Consider the following 14,944-nt stretch of genomic DNA (forward strand, 5'->3'; position numbering starts at 1 on the left):
GCCACCATGCGGGCGTCTGACGCCCGCAAGGTGGCCTTACCGGCATGACACATGCGTCGAGAGTGGGTCCGTTATGTCGTATTTGTGCGGGATGGTCCACCAGCCCCGCGACCACCTGGGCCGAGCGTTACCGAGAGCTACTGTTGTCTAGAACAACAGTCCACAGTCGACAGGACAGAGCGCGCGACCGAAAATTGACAAACGATTTACTTTCCTTTACCTTGATCGCTTTTCGCTTAGCCGCTTAGAGTGAATCGCACGACAGAAACGATCGAGTAGCGGCGCGAAGATCATGATGGCGCTACGCTGGCGCCATCCTCACTCGCCGACGTGATCGGCCTGCCACACCCAATGCCGGCCGTCGATTCTCACGCCATTTTTACGGAGGTGCCCGAGATATGGGTCATCGTGGCCGGAAGAGCGCGACGACGGCGTCGGGCTCCGCCGCCGAAACCCTGCTGCGGCTCGGCAGATATCTCACCCGGTCCGCGACGTCGGACGACCTGCGCACGGTGTACCACGTCGGCGGCCGCGAAGGGGATTCCTTCTACCGCAACCGGTGGAGCCACGACAAGGTGGTGCCCTCGACGCACGGGGTGAACTGCACCGGTTCGTGCCGCTGGAAGGTCTACGTGTCGGACGGGATCATCACCTGGGAAACCCAGGATCCCGACTACCCGTCCGTAGGCCCGGACAAACCGGAATACGAACCCCGCGGCTGCCCGCGCGGCGCGTCCTTTTCCTGGTATTCCTATTCTCCCACTCGTGTCCGTTTTCCGTACGCTCGAGGCGTCCTAGTGGAAATGTACCGTTCCGCGCGCCACGTACACGGAGACCCGGTACTCGCCTGGAAATCGATCGTGGACGATCCGTGGAAGCGGCGGGTCTACCAGAAAGCGCGCGGCAAGGGCGGTCTCGTCCGGGTGAGCTGGGACGAAGCCGCCGAGATCGCGGCGGCGGCGCACGTCCACACCATCGCCACCCACGGCCCGGACCGCGTCGCCGGGTTTTCGCCGATCCCGGCGATGTCGATGGTCTCGCACGCGGTCGGCTCCCGGTTCATGGCGCTGATCGGGGCGCCGATGCTGTCGTTCTACGACTGGTACGCGGACCTCCCGATCGCCTCCCCGCAGGTCTTCGGCGACCAGACCGACGTGCCGGAGTCCGCGGACTGGTGGGACGCGGCGTATCTGCTGATGTGGGGCTCCAACGTCCCGGTCACCCGCACCCCGGACGCCCATTGGATGACCGAAGCGCGCTACCGGGGTCAGAAGGTCGTGGTGGTCTCCCCCGACTACGCCGACAACACCAAGTTCGCCGACGAATGGCTCGCGCCGCACCCCGGCACGGACGCGGCGCTCGCGATGGCCATGGGACACGTGCTGCTCAAGGAGTTCTTCGTCGAGCGGGAAATCGAATACTTCGCCCGCTACACCCGCGAGAACACCGACCTGCCGTTCCTGGTCACCCTCGAAGAACGCGACGGCGCCCACGTGCCGTCGAAGTTCCTCACCGAGGCGGACCTCGGCGGCACCGGCGCGGACGCGGCGTGGAAGACCGTCCTGGTCGACGAGCGGACCGGCGAACCAGTGGTGCCCAACGGATCCGCGGGCTTCCGCTGGAACGACGAGGACGCCGGACGCTGGAACCTCGAACTCGGCGACGTCGTCCCACGGCTGAGCATGCTGGACGCGGCCGGACACCGGGACGTCGAGGTCCTGTTGCCGAGGTTCGACGGCCCCGAGGGCACCGGCGCCGTGCTGCGCCGGGGCGTGCCCGCCGCGACGGTCGGGGGCAGGCTCGTGACGACCGTGTTCGACCTGCTGCTCGCGCAGTACGGGGTGCGCCGGGAAAACCTGCCGGGCGACTGGCCGTCGGACTACGACGACGCCTCGCAGCCGTACACCCCGGCGTGGCAGGAGGAGATCACCTCCGTCCCGGCCGGACGGGTGGCCAGGATCGCCCGCGAGTTCGGCGAAACCGCGGCGGAATCCCGTGGCCGCTGCATGATCCTGATGGGCGCGGGCACGAACCACTGGTTCCATTCCGACACCGTCTACCGGGCGTTCCTCGCCCTGCTGACGCTCACCGGCTGCCAGGGCCGCAACGGCGGCGGCTGGGCACACTACGTCGGCCAGGAGAAGGTCCGGCCGCTGACCGGGCACGCCACGCTGGCCGGTGCGCTGGACTGGACGCGCCCGCCCCGCCAGATGATCGGCACCGCCTACTGGTACCTGCACACCGGGCAGTGGCGGTACGACGGGCTGCGCAACGACGTCCTGCTTTCCCCGCTGGCCAAGGGAAAGCTCGCCGGCACCACGGCCGCCGACGCGATGGCGCTGTCGGCACGGCTCGGCTGGATGCCCTCCTATCCGACGTTCGACCGCAATCCCCTGGACCTGGCCGACGAGGCCGGGAACGACCCCGACGGCTACGTCGTCGACCAGCTGCGCGCGGGCGAACTCCGGTTCGCCTGCGAAGACCCCGACGCACCACGGAACTGGCCCCGGGTGCTGACCGTCTGGCGGTCGAACCTGCTCGGCTCCTCGGCGAAGGGCCACGAATACTTCCTGCGTCACCTGCTGGGCACCGACGCGAACCTGCGCGCGGCCGAGGCCCCGCCGGATCGGCGACCGCGAAGCCTGGTGTGGCACGACGAAGCCCCCGAGGGCAAGCTCGATCTGTTGCTGGCCTTGGACTACCGGATGACCAGTACGACGCTGTTCGCCGACGTAGTGCTGCCCGCGGCCACCTGGTACGAGAAGCACGACCTGTCCTCCACCGACATGCACCCGTTCGTGCACTCGTTCAACGCCGCGGTCGATCCGCCCTGGCAGACCCGCACCGACTTCGACGCCTTCCACACGATCGCCCGTCACTTCAGCGAACTCGCCGAAACACACCTCGGGGTCCGGCGGGATCTGATCGCGACGCCGATGACGCACGACACGCCGTCCGAGCTGGCCCAGCCGGGCGGTGTCGTCCGTGACTGGCGCGCGGGCGAGACCGAACCCGTCCCCGGCCGCACCATGCCGAAGCTGACCGTCGTGGAACGCGACTATCCCGCGGTGGCGGCGAAACTGGCGGCCTTGGGCCCGCTGCTGGAGAAGTCGGGCACGGCGACCAAGGGCCTCACCTACGACGTCACCGAGGAAATCTCGTGGCTCGGCACGAAGAACGGCGTCGCCGCGGCCGGTCCCGCGGCGGGCAGGCCGCTGATCGACACCGACATCCGCGCCGCCGACGCCGTCCTCGCGCTGTCCGGTACGACGAACGGGCGGCTGGCCACGCAGGGCTTCCGCACGCTCGAACAGCGGGTGGGCACCGAATTGGCGCATCTGGCCGCCGAGCACGAGGGCAAGCGGATCTCCTTCGCCGACACCAGGAGCAGGCCAGCGGCGGTGATCACCAGCCCGGAATGGTCCGGCAGCGAGAGCGGCGGGCGTCGCTACTCCGCGTTCGTGATCAACGTCGAGCACCGCAAACCCTGGCACACCCTCACCGGGCGTCAGCACTTCTTCCTCGACCACGACTGGATGCACGAACTCGGCGAGGCGCTCCCGGTGTACCGGCCGCCGCTGGACATGAACCGGCTGTTCGGCGAGCCGCGGATCGGCCCGCACGGCAAGGAGGTGACGGTCCGCTACCTCACCCCGCACAGCAAATGGTCCATCCACTCCACCTACCAGGACAACCTGCACATGCTGACCCTCTCCCGTGGCGGGCAGGCGATCTGGATGAGCCCCGCCGACGCCGCCGCCATCGACGTCCACGACAACGACTGGATCGAGGCGGTCAACCGCAACGGCGTCGTCGTCGCCCGCGCGATCGTCTCGCACCGGATGCCCACCGGCACCGTTTTCCTTTACCACGCACAGGATCGCGCGGTGAACGTCCCGCGCAGCGAGGCCACCGGAAAACGCGGCGGGACACACAACTCGCTCACCCGGCTGCTGATGAAACCCACCCACCTCATCGGCGGCTACGCCCAGCTGTCCTTCGGCTTCAACTATCTCGGCCCGACCGGCAACCAGCGCGACGAGGTCACGGTCATCCGCCGCCGCGCGCAGGAGGTGACCTACTGATGCTGCCGAAACGAAGCTTGCGAGTGAGCCGATGAAACCGATGGCGCAGCTCGCGATGGTGATGAACCTGGACAAGTGCATCGGCTGCCACACGTGTTCGGTGACGTGCAAACAGACGTGGACCAACCGCACCGGGACCGAGTACGTCTGGTTCAACAACGTGGAAACCCGTCCGGGACAAGGATATCCGCGCCGCTACGAGGATCAGGACCGCTGGCGCGGCGGCTGGACGCTGAACAACCGCGGTCGCCTGAAACTCAAGGGCGGCGGACGGCTGCGCAAGCTCGGCTCGCTCTTCGCGAACCCCGATCTGCCCGGGATCGGCGACTACTACGAGCCGTGGACCTACGACTACAGCACCCTGATCGACGCCCCGCTCGGCGACGACGTCCCGGCCGCCGCGCCGAAATCGGCGATCACCGGGAAGCCGATGCAACCGGAATGGGGCCCCAACTGGGACGACGACCTCGGCGGTTCGGCCGACCACGGCGACGACGACCCGGTATTGGCGGCACTGCGGGAAAAAGTGGGCATGACGATCAAGCTCGAGTACGAGCAGAGCTTCATGTTCTACCTCCCCCGGATCTGCGAGCACTGCCTCAACCCCGCCTGCGTGGCCAGCTGCCCGTCCGGCGCGCTGTACAAGCGCACCGAGGACGGCATCGTGCTCGTCGACCAGGATCGCTGCCGGGGCTGGCGGATGTGCGTCACCGGCTGCCCGTACAAGAAGGTCTACTTCAACCACAAGACCGGCAAAGCCGAGAAGTGCACGTTCTGCTATCCGAGGGTCGAAGCCGGGGAGCCCACCATCTGCTCGGAAACCTGCGTCGGGCGCCTGCGCTACATCGGTGTCGTGCTCTACGACGCGGACCGCGTCACCGAGGCCGCGAGTGTCGCCGACGAGCACGACCTCTACCCCGCGCAGCTGGACATCATGCTCGACCCGCACGATCCGGACGTCGTGGCCGCCGCGGAGCGAGCGGGTATCGGGCACGACTGGATCCTCGCCGCGCAGCGCTCCCCGGTGTACCAGCTCATCCACGACTACCGGCTCGCGCTGCCGCTGCACCCGGAATACCGCACCCTGCCGATGGTCTGGTACGTCCCGCCGCTGTCCCCGGTGGCCGAGGCCGTGTCCGGCAGCGGGTTCGACGGCGAAGACGGCGACAACCTCTTCGGGGCCATCGACTCGCTGCGCATCCCGCTCGAATACCTCGCCGAACTGTTCACCGCCGGAGACGTCGCGCCGGTCCGGGCGTCGCTGCGCCGGCTCGCCGCGATGCGCTCGTACATGCGCGCGGTGAACCTCGGCCGGGAACCCGACGACGCGCTGCTCCACGCGGTCGGCCTCACCGGCGAGCAGATGTTCGCGATGTACCGGCTGCTCGCGCTGGCGAAGTACGACGAACGCTACGTCATCCCGACGGCCGGGACGGGCCAGGCACACGACCTCGAAGGCATCGCGACCCAGTGCAGTCTCGACGTCGACGGCGGCCCCGGCATGGGCGGAACCCCTGCCGGGCCGGGCCGGGTGGACCTGGTGAGCTGGAAGCCCGACGACCGGCCCGCCGGGCTCTTCCCCACCCTCCACGGCGGTGAGTCCCGGTGAGGCTCTCTGTCCGGAAGGCCCGGGGCGCGGATCAGCGGACCCTGGCCGTCCTGCGTCAGCTGTGCGGCTGGTGCCTGCAGTACCCCGACGAATCCGTTCTGGGCAAGCTCCCGCTGTTCCGCGCCTGCCTCACCGAACTCGACCCGGCTTCGCCAGGGCACGCGGAACTGACGCGGACGATCCGATACCTGTCCGGCGGCGAGCCGCTTTCCCTGGCCGCGCACTACGTCGAGGTCTTCGAGCGCAAACCCCGCCGGACCCTGCACCTGAGCTGGTTCACCGACGGCGACACCCGGCGCCGTGGACAGACCTTGGCCGCGCTCAAGGCGTTCTACCGCGACCACGGCTTCGTCCCGGCGGAGAACGAGCTGCCCGACTTCCTCCCGGTCCTGCTCGAATTCGCCGCGAACGCGGTGCCCACGGCGGCCGACGGGCTGCTGGCGCGGTTCACCCCGGCGCTGCGGTTGCTGCACCGTCACCTCGGGACGCTCGACACGCCGTATCGGGACACCGTCGCCGCGGTGCTGGCGACGGCGCCACCGCCGGACGAACGCGCCGCCGCGGCTCTGTCCGAGACGGGCCCGCCCGCCGAACTGGTCGGACTCGGCCCCTATCCCACCGGGCGCAAGGAATTCCCATGATCTCGACGATCGACATCCTGTTGTGGGGCGCCGCGCCCTACGCCACGCTCGCGCTGCTGATCGCGGGGACCGTCTGGCGGTACCGCTACGACAGGTTCGGCTGGACGAGCCGGTCCTCGCAGCTGCACGAGTCACGGATCCTCAAGGTCGCCAGCCCGTTGTTCCACTTCGGACTGTTGATGGTCGTCGGCGGGCACGTGCTCGGCCTGTTCGTGCCGAAGAACCTCACGGAACTGGTCGGCATCACCGAGGACGACTACCACGTCGTCTCCCTGCTGCTCGGCACGGTCGCCGGGCTCGCCGCCATCGCCGGGCTGGCCCTGCTGCTCTGGCGGCGGTTGCGCACCCCCGCCGTCCGGGACGCGACGACGCGCAGCGACAAAACCATGTACGTGGTGCTCGTGCTCGTCCTGCTGGCCGGGCTCGCGACCACGATCGTCGACAACGGCGCCCGCGGCGGCTACGACTACCGGGAGACCATCGGCCCGTGGATGCGCGGGATCTTCCTCCTGCACCCGCGGCCGGAACTGCTCGCGCACGCACCGCTGGACTACCAGCTGCACACCGGGATCGGCATGGTGCTGTTCACGCTGTGGCCGTTTTCCCGGCTCGTCCACGCGTTCAGCGCTCCGCTGCAGTACCTGTTCCGGCCCTACCTCGTCTACCGCGGCCGCCGCCCCGGCCGGATCGGCACCCGCACCCCCGAACGCGGCTGGGAGCCGCACCGGGACCACCACACCGCCGGGCCACGCGGGCGCCGGTGAGCACCACCGTCCTTTGCGGACTCCGCGAGAAACCGATCCCACTCTCAGCGAGCACTCAGGCACTCTGCGAGACACTGCGAGATTCCCACGGGGTGAACCGCGCGCCCAAACCGTGCGACGCCGGGCAAAAGCCGAACCCGCGCGACCGCGATAACGGCGGCTCAGGTCAGCCGACGACAGCCCGGCCTTCACCGCATGCCTCGTGCAATTCACCGCGGCGCGCGTGAACCAACCGTTATCTTCGGTCACGTCTCGTGCAGCGACAGAGTTTTGTTACCCAGCCGCCCGTATCATGAGCGAAGAACACTCTCCTGGGCCATCAGTTTCCCTTATGGGGCTATCATATTACTGCCGATCGGAGTATCGTGAACACGCACAGGATGGTAACTCCACCACCATGAGCACCACTTTTACCACTGGTTAATTTCGACAAGAAACGGCCTGTCGAAATTCTCGTGTAGCATGGATCTTGTTTCCGGCAACACGGTGCCATTTCACGTGATCTGAGCGGTATTCGTGATTTTGCGAAGTTCGCGGGCGACTTTTATTTCAAACGGGTTACGGAACAGAAGAATTCGGACGCCGGGGGTTACTTCACGGTTAAAGACGTTGATTATCGACGGCGTGGGGCTAACTGAGTCTTCTATGACCGAGGCTGGTTCGACCGCCGGTGTCGAGCGCGAGTTCGCTCAGGTTCTGGCCGACATAGTGGGGGGTGAGCAGGTAGGTCCGGACAGTCACTTCTTCGACGATCTGGGCGCCAACTCGTTGCTGATGGCCAAGTTCTGCGCACGCGTCAGGAAGAGACCGGACCTCCCGCCGGTGTCGATGCGGGAGATCTACCGCTACCCGACCGTCAGCAGCCTGGCGACGGCGCTGACGGACGCCGAGCAGGCCCCGGTCGAGCAAGAGGCCCCGGCGAAGGAGGCGATGGAGCCGAAGCAGCGGGCCGGAACGCTGCGGTACAGCCTCTGCGGGGCGCTGCAAGTGCTGTTCTTCCTGGCGTATTCGTGCTTCCTCGCGGTGGCCATGTCGCTGGGCGCGGAGTGGATCTCGGGCGGGGCCGGTTTCTTCGGGTACTACCTGCGCTCGGTGGCGTTCGGGGGCGCGCTGCTGGCGGTGCTGTGCACGGTGCCGATCGCGGTGAAATGGATGGTCATCGGCCGGTGGCGGCCACGCGAGATCCCGGTCTGGAGCCTGACGTACTTCCGCTTCTGGCTCGTCAAGACGTTGGTGCAGCGGAACGTGCTGGTGTTGTTCTTCGCCGGTTCCCCGCTGTATTCGATCTACTTGAGAGCGCTCGGGGCACGTGTCGGGAGAGGCGTCACGATCTTCTCCCAGCATGTGCCCGTCTGCACCGACCTGCTGACCATCGGCGACGGCGCGGTCGTCCGGCGGGACTCGTTCTTCACCGGATACCGGGCACACGCCGGAATGATCCAGACGGGCACGATCTCGCTCGGGAAGAACGCGTTCGTCGGGGAGATGTCCACCATCGATCTCGGGACCACACTCGGCGAAGGGTCCCAGCTCGGCCACACCTCCTCCCTGCACACCGGGCAGGCGGTACCGGACGGGGAATGCTGGCACGGCTCCCCCGCGCAGCGGGCCGATCTGGACTACCGGGCGATCGGCTCGACCGGCAACGGGAACTTCCGGAGAGGCTTCTACGTCGTCCGCCAGCTGCTGGTGCTCGTGGGGCTGTTCGCACCGCTGATGCTCGGCGGCATCGACCTCGTGCTGAACCAGGTCCCGCGGCTGGCCGCCCTGCTGGGCGGCTCGGTGCTGCTGGACTTCACGAGCTGGACGTTCTACCGCGACGCCCTGATCGCTTCGCTCGTGCTCTTCTTCGGCCTCCGGCTCGCCGGATTCCTGTTCAGCACCACGGTTCCCCGGCTGCTCGACCTCGCGCTCGAACCGGGCAAGGTATATCCGCTGTACGGCGTCCACTACTCGCTGCACCGCGCCATCCGGCTCGTCACCAACGCGAAGTTCTTCAAGACGCTCTTCGGGGACAGCTCCGCCATCGTGCACTACCTGCGTGTCCTCGGCTGCGACCTGGCGAAGGTCGAGCAGACCGGCTCGAACTTCGGGCTGCAGGAGAGGTTCGAATCGCCCTACCTGAGCGCGGTCGGCAGGGGGACGATGATCGCGGACGGGCTGTCGGTCGTCAACGCGGACTACTCGAACACGTCCTTCCGCGTGTCCCGTGCGTCGATCGGGGCACACAACTTCCTGGGGAACAACGTCGTCTTCCCCGCCGCGGCGAAGACGGGTGACAACTGCCTGCTCGCGACCAAGGTCCTGGTCCCCATCGACGGGGAGGTCCGCGAGGGCGTCGGGCTGCTGGGCTCGCCCAGTTTCGAGATCCCGCGTTCGGTCGAACGGGACAGCCAGTTCGACCATCCGGAGACCGCGGACGAGCTTCGCCGCAGGCTCGCCGCCAAGAACAGGCACAACGCCGTCACCATGGCGTTGTACGTGCTGTCGCAGTGGCTCTACTTCTTCGGCGTGGTCCTGCTCAGCTGGGGCACGGATGTCCTCTACAGCCGCATCGGCGCGCCGGTGATCGCGTTCGACTCGATCGTCATGGTCCTGTACAGCATCGGCTACTTCGTCTTCGTCGAGCGAGTGGTCACCCTGATCCGGCCGCTGAAACCCTTGTCCTGTTCGATCTACGACCGCCGCTTCTGGCGGCACGAACGGTTCTGGAAGGCCGCCTCGACGACACTGCACCTCCAGCTGCTGAACGGCACGCCCTTCAAGGGCCTCGCGTGGCGGCTGCTGGGGGTACGGGTGGGCCGCAGGCTCTTCGACGACGGCTGCGGGATGCCGGAGAAGACGCTGGTGACCATCGGCGACGACGTCACGCTCAACGCCGGCTCGATCATCCAGTGTCATTCCCAGGAGGACGGCGGCTTCAAGCTCGACGGCATCACCATCGGGGACGACTGCACCATCGGGACCGGCGCGTGGGTCCACTACGGCGTGCGGATGGGCGAGGGTGCCGTGCTCGCGCCCGATTCCTTCCTCATGAAGGGCGAAGAGGTCCCGAAACACACGCACTGGGGCGGAAACCCGGCCGGCGAGATCCGGGACGCCGCAGTGCGGCCCGCACGCGTCCACTGACCGGAACCGACGACAACTCACCCCTGGACCCAGGCCGGCTCGAGCGCTTTCGACGCCGCCGTGGTCGACGACGCCCGAACACCAGCGAATGGAGAGGAAACCGTGAGCAGAGCGGAAGGCGCGAGGACACCGGCCGGAGGTGGCCGGGAGTACTGGGCTGCCGTGCTCGCCGCAGGCGGGGCCACGAGAATTCCACAATGGACACTGCGCCCGGTGGCCGGTGCCGCCGAGCACGAAACCCCGATACCCGGCGACCTCGTGAAGACGCTGCGCCGAATGACAGAAGGCCTGTCCATCCCCTTGAGTTCCGTGCTGCTCGCGGTGCACGCGAAGGTACTCGCCGCGCTGTCCGGCGAACGCGAAGTCACCTTGGGGTACCGCGCCGCACCCGGCGGGCAGCCGCTGCCGTGCGGGCTGACGATCGAACCGGGGTCCTGGCGAGCGCTGCTCCACGACGCCGCCAAGGCCGAGTCACAGTTGCTGGCACACAAGGACTTTCCGCTCGACGGCCTCCGGCGGGAGCTGAGCCTGGCCGGGCCGGTGTTCGAGACCGTCCTCGATCCGGGCGGCCACGGCGGGGATCTCGCCGGTGACGCCGTGCTGTCGGTCGGCCTGGTGGACGACGCGGGCGGGCTGAACTTGCGGATCCGGTACCGCACCGACGTCCTCGACGCGGACTTCGCGGCCAGGATCGGCGGCTACCACCACACCGCACTGGCCTCGCTCGGCGCGGACCCGGATGCCGGGCACAGCGGGCAATCCCTGCTTTCCGAGGAGGAACTCGCCCGGCAGCTGGAAGATCTCGCCGGGCCCCGCCGGGAGCTGCCGGATCTCCGGGTCCACGAGCTGATCGAGCAGCGGGTGCGCGTCCACCCGGACGCGGTCGCGGCGGTGCACGGGCACCGGCGGTGGACCTACCGGCAGCTCAACGCCCGTGCCAACCGGCTGGCGCGAGCCCTGCTGGCGCGGGGCCTGCACCGCGAGGACGTCGTCGCGGTGGTGACCGAGCGCGGTCTGGACTGGCTGGCCGCCGTCCTCGCGATCTTCAAGGCAGGGGGCGTCTATCTGCCCATCGAGCCGCATTTCCCGGCCGACCGCATCGCGAAGACCCTCTCGCGCGCGGAATGCGGGCTGGTGCTGACCGAGCCGGGCAGCACCACCACGCTCGGCAAAGCGCTCGACACCCTGCCCGGCACCCGGTCCCTCCTCATCGACACGGCCTGCGCCGAACAGCACGACGAGACGGATCTCGGCGTCGAGGTCACCGCGGATCAGCTCGCTTATATCTACTTCACCTCCGGCTCGACCGGGGAACCGAAGGGGGCGATGCTCGAACACGCCGGCATGCTCAACCACCTCTACGCCAAGATCGACGATCTGGGGATCGCCGAAGGCCAGATCGTCGCCCAGACCGCCCCGCAGTGTTTCGACATCTCACTGTGGCAGCTCGTCGCCGGGCTCCTGGTCGGCGGCCGGACGCTGGTGATCGGGCAGGAGATCATCCTCGACGTGCGGCGGTTCGTCGACACCGTCGTCGAGGGCCGGGTCAACGTGCTCCAGCTCGTCCCGTCCTATCTCGAAGTCGTTCTGTCCTTTGTGGAGCAAAACCCCCGGCCGCTGCCGGACCTGCACTGCGTGTCGGTCACCGGTGAGGCGCTGAAGAAGGAACTCACCGAACGCTGGTTCGCGGCCGAACCGGACATCAAGCTCGTCAACGCCTACGGGCTGACCGAGACCTCGGACGACACCAACCACGAGGTGCTGACCCGGCCGCCGGACCGGGACCGGGTTCCGCTCGGCCCCGCCGTGAACAACGTGCGCGTCTACGTCGTCGACGAGCACTTGTCCCTGGTGCCACTGGGAGCCCCCGGTGAGATCGTCTTCTCGGGCGTGTGCGTCGGACGTGGCTACGTCAACGATCCGGAACGCACGCGGGCCGCCTTCCGCACCGATCCGTATCACCCCGGACAGCGGCTCTACCGCAGCGGCGACCACGGCCGGTGGCTGCCCGAAGGGAAGCTCGAGTTCCTCGGCCGCCGCGACACCCAGGTCAAGATCCGCGGTTTCCGGATCGAGATCGGCGAGATCGAGAACACCCTGCTGTGTGTCCCCGGCGTCCGCGACGCGGCGGTGGTGGTCGTCGAGCGAGCGGACCGGAGCAAACATCTGGTGGCCTTCTACTCGGCCGGGCGACCGCTGGAACTCGACACCCTGCGGACGCGGCTGGGCGCGTCGCTGCCCGAGTACATGGTGCCGTCGGCCTTCCAGTGGCAGGACCGCCTTCCGGTGAACGCCAACGGAAAGATCGACAAGAAGACACTCACGGTACGGGCCGCCGAACTCCACCGCGGCGACGAGAGCGGCGGGCAGCACCACGCGCCCCGCACGCCGACCGAAAAGCGGCTGGCGGAAGCCTGGGCCGGCGTGCTCGGCGTCCGCGCGGACCAGCTCGGGCGGCGAGACCACTTCTTCGACCGGGGCGGATCGTCGCTGTCGGCGGTGAAACTGGCGATCGCGCTCGACCGCACGGTGTCCTTGAAGGACATCACCCGGCACCCCGTCCTCGCCGATCTCGCCGAATTACTCGACGCCGGCCGAAAACTGCCCGGCTGAGTTCCCTGTCCTGAGCACGACCGGCACAACCGAAAGGAACACGGAAATGTCATCCTCGTCCGCGGCGTCGCTGCTCGACGTGGCCCTGCGCCCCGGCGCGCCCCCGACGCTGGACGTCGAGCACATCGACGCCCCGCCGAGCTGGGCCGCCGGGCACCGGGACGCCCTGCGCGCCCTCGTCATGGAACACGGCTCGCTCCTGATCCGTGGTCTCGGCCTCGCCGACCCGGCCGGAACCGCCGCCGTCTTCCGGGAACTGACCGGCGAACTGATGGCGGAGAAGGAACCCTTCGCCCCGCGCCCGGCCTACTCCCCCGGCGTCTATTCCTCCACACCGTGGCCGCCGTATCAGCCGATGTGCATGCACCACGAACTCAGCTACACCCTCGAATTCCCCGGCCTCATGCTGTTCGCGTGCCTCACCCCGCCCGCCGGTGGCGGCGTGACCGGCGTCGCCGACGCGGCGGCCGTGCTCGCGGCGCTGCCGCCCGACCTTGTCGACCGGTTCGAACGGGACGGCTGGCAGCTCGTCCGCTGCTACAACGAGGAAATCGGGGCGTCGGTCGGCGAAACGTTCGGCACCGACGACCGCCGGGCCATCGAACGGTACTGCCGGGACAACGCCATCGAGTACGCCTGGCAGCCCGACGGCGGACTGCGCACCCGGCAACGGCGCAGCGCCGTGATCCGCCATCCGCTCACCGGACTGCGCTGCTGGTTCAACCAGATCGCGTTCCTGAACGAGTGGACGATCGAGCCCGAGATCCGGGAATACCTCGTGGACCTCTACGGCGCCGACGGACTGCCGTTCACCACGCGCTTCGGCAACGGCGACCCCATCGGCGAGGACGTCGTGCAGCTGCTCAACGACGTCTACGAGGCCCAGACCGCGCGAGAACCCTGGCAGGCGGGCGATCTGCTGCTCGTCGACAACATCCGCACCGCGCACAGCAGGGAAGCCTTCGACGGGCCGCGCGAGGTGGTCGTCGGCATGGGCGACCCGATCCGCCTTGCCGACTGCGCGCCCACCGTGGAGGTGAGGACCCGATGACCGCCACGGGCGCCCCCGCCACCGCGCCGCCGTTCGCGGTGATCTCCGGGGCCCAGGTGCACGACGCGCTGCAGGGCCGCGAGAGCCGGATCGTGGGGCTGGTCGAGGAGACCTACCGGCTGCACGGCGCCGGGGACTCGGTCAACCCGCCCTCCTATTTCCTGCGGTTCCCCGATCGCCCCACCGCCCGGATCATCGCGCTGCCCGCGTCGATCGGCGGGTCCGTCGGGGTCGACGGCCTGAAGTGGATCTCCAGTTATCCGGACAACGTGGCGGCCGGCATCCCGCGGGCCTCCGCGGTGCTGATCCTCAACGACCGCGACACCGGATATCCCTTCGCCTGCCTGGAAAGTTCGATCATCAGCGCCACCAGGACGGCGGCGTCGGCGGCACTGGCCGCGGACGTGCTCAGCCGCGGCCGGGAGCGTCCCGCCCGCGTCGGGTTCTTCGGGGCAGGCCTGATCGCCCGCTACATCCACACCTTCCTGGCGGCCACCGGCTGGTCGTTCGACGAGATCGGGGTGCACGACCTTTCCTCGGACAACGCTGCGGGTTTCCGCGGCTATCTGGACCAGGCGGATCCCGGCCGGGTGACCGTCCACGAGACGGCCGAACAGCTGATCCGGTCCAGTGATCTGGTGGTGTTCGCCACCGTCGCCGGACGGCCGCACGTCGAGGACGTCACGTGGTTCGACCATCATCCGCTGGTCCTGCACGTGTCGCTGCGGGATCTCGCGCCCGAGATCCTGCTCGCCTCGGCCAACGTCGTCGACGACGTCGAGCACTGCCTCAAGGCCGACACCTCGCCGCATCTGGCCGAGCAGCGCACCGGGACGCGGGACTTCCTGCTCGGCACGCTCGACGACGTCATCGCCGGGCGGGTGGTCCCGCCCACGGACCGGCCGCTGATCTTTTCGCCCTTCGGCCTCGGCGTGCTCGATCTCGCCGTCGGCAAGTACGTCTACGACGAGATCTCGCGCGCCGGCGAACTCCACATCATCGACGACTTCTTCCGGGAGCTGCGCCGCTATGGCTGACCGAACGCACAGCCC

Annotated in this window: 8 protein-coding genes; all 8 read left to right on the top strand. The window is 68.3% G+C overall.

What is annotated here, in order from left to right; all coding sequences use genetic code 11:
- Positions 1-398 precede the first annotated feature (398 nt).
- The 8 genes from ACFW0G_RS32265 to sbnB all read left to right on the top strand — a co-directional run bounded on the left by ACFW0G_RS32265 (position 399) and on the right by sbnB (position 14,929).
- Complete coding sequence (locus ACFW0G_RS32265) at positions 399-4,085, top strand: nitrate reductase subunit alpha (RefSeq protein WP_378329226.1); 3,687 nt, start codon at positions 399-401, stop codon at positions 4,083-4,085.
- A gap of 31 nt (positions 4,086-4,116) precedes the next feature.
- Complete coding sequence (gene narH / locus ACFW0G_RS32270) at positions 4,117-5,694, top strand: nitrate reductase subunit beta (RefSeq protein ID WP_378329227.1); 1,578 nt, start codon at positions 4,117-4,119, stop codon at positions 5,692-5,694.
- The gene (gene narJ, locus ACFW0G_RS32275; protein WP_378329228.1) at positions 5,691-6,335 is read left to right on the top strand and encodes a nitrate reductase molybdenum cofactor assembly chaperone; all 645 of its coding nucleotides are present in this window, start codon (positions 5,691-5,693) and stop codon (positions 6,333-6,335) included. Before narH ends, narJ begins: the two co-directional genes overlap by 4 nt.
- Positions 6,332-7,099, top strand: coding sequence for a respiratory nitrate reductase subunit gamma (gene narI, locus ACFW0G_RS32280; protein ID WP_378329229.1), 768 nt, complete (start codon positions 6,332-6,334; stop codon positions 7,097-7,099). The genes narJ and narI overlap by 4 nt, the downstream gene beginning before the upstream one ends.
- 645 nt (positions 7,100-7,744) lie before the next feature.
- Positions 7,745-10,228, top strand: coding sequence for a Pls/PosA family non-ribosomal peptide synthetase (locus tag ACFW0G_RS32285; RefSeq protein WP_378329230.1), 2,484 nt, complete (start codon positions 7,745-7,747; stop codon positions 10,226-10,228).
- A 102-nt stretch (positions 10,229-10,330) separates the two neighbouring features.
- Positions 10,331-12,841 (top strand): amino acid adenylation domain-containing protein, encoded by a 2,511-nt coding sequence (locus ACFW0G_RS32290; RefSeq protein ID WP_378329231.1) that lies wholly within the window; start codon positions 10,331-10,333, stop codon positions 12,839-12,841.
- Between the two features lie 46 nt (positions 12,842-12,887).
- The gene (locus ACFW0G_RS32295; protein WP_378329232.1) at positions 12,888-13,892 is read left to right on the top strand and encodes a TauD/TfdA family dioxygenase; all 1,005 of its coding nucleotides are present in this window, start codon (positions 12,888-12,890) and stop codon (positions 13,890-13,892) included.
- Positions 13,889-14,929, top strand: a complete 1,041-nt coding sequence (gene sbnB / locus ACFW0G_RS32300; protein ID WP_378329233.1) for a 2,3-diaminopropionate biosynthesis protein SbnB — start codon at positions 13,889-13,891, stop codon at positions 14,927-14,929. Before ACFW0G_RS32295 ends, sbnB begins: the two co-directional genes overlap by 4 nt.
- Positions 14,930-14,944: the final 15 nt, after the last annotated feature.

This window comes from Amycolatopsis sp. NPDC058986 (assembly GCF_042741125.1).
Lineage (GTDB): Bacteria > Actinomycetota > Actinomycetes > Mycobacteriales > Pseudonocardiaceae > Amycolatopsis.

Coding starts and splice junctions, on each gene's coding strand:
- ACFW0G_RS32265 (WP_378329226.1), top strand. CDS start 399: ATGGGTCATCGTGGCCGGAAGAGCGCGACGACGGCGTCGGGCTCCGCC.
- narH (WP_378329227.1), top strand. CDS start 4,117: ATGAAACCGATGGCGCAGCTCGCGATGGTGATGAACCTGGACAAGTGC.
- narI (WP_378329229.1), top strand. CDS start 6,332: ATGATCTCGACGATCGACATCCTGTTGTGGGGCGCCGCGCCCTACGCC.
- ACFW0G_RS32285 (WP_378329230.1), top strand. CDS start 7,745: ATGACCGAGGCTGGTTCGACCGCCGGTGTCGAGCGCGAGTTCGCTCAG.
- ACFW0G_RS32295 (WP_378329232.1), top strand. CDS start 12,888: ATGTCATCCTCGTCCGCGGCGTCGCTGCTCGACGTGGCCCTGCGCCCC.
- sbnB (WP_378329233.1), top strand. CDS start 13,889: ATGACCGCCACGGGCGCCCCCGCCACCGCGCCGCCGTTCGCGGTGATC.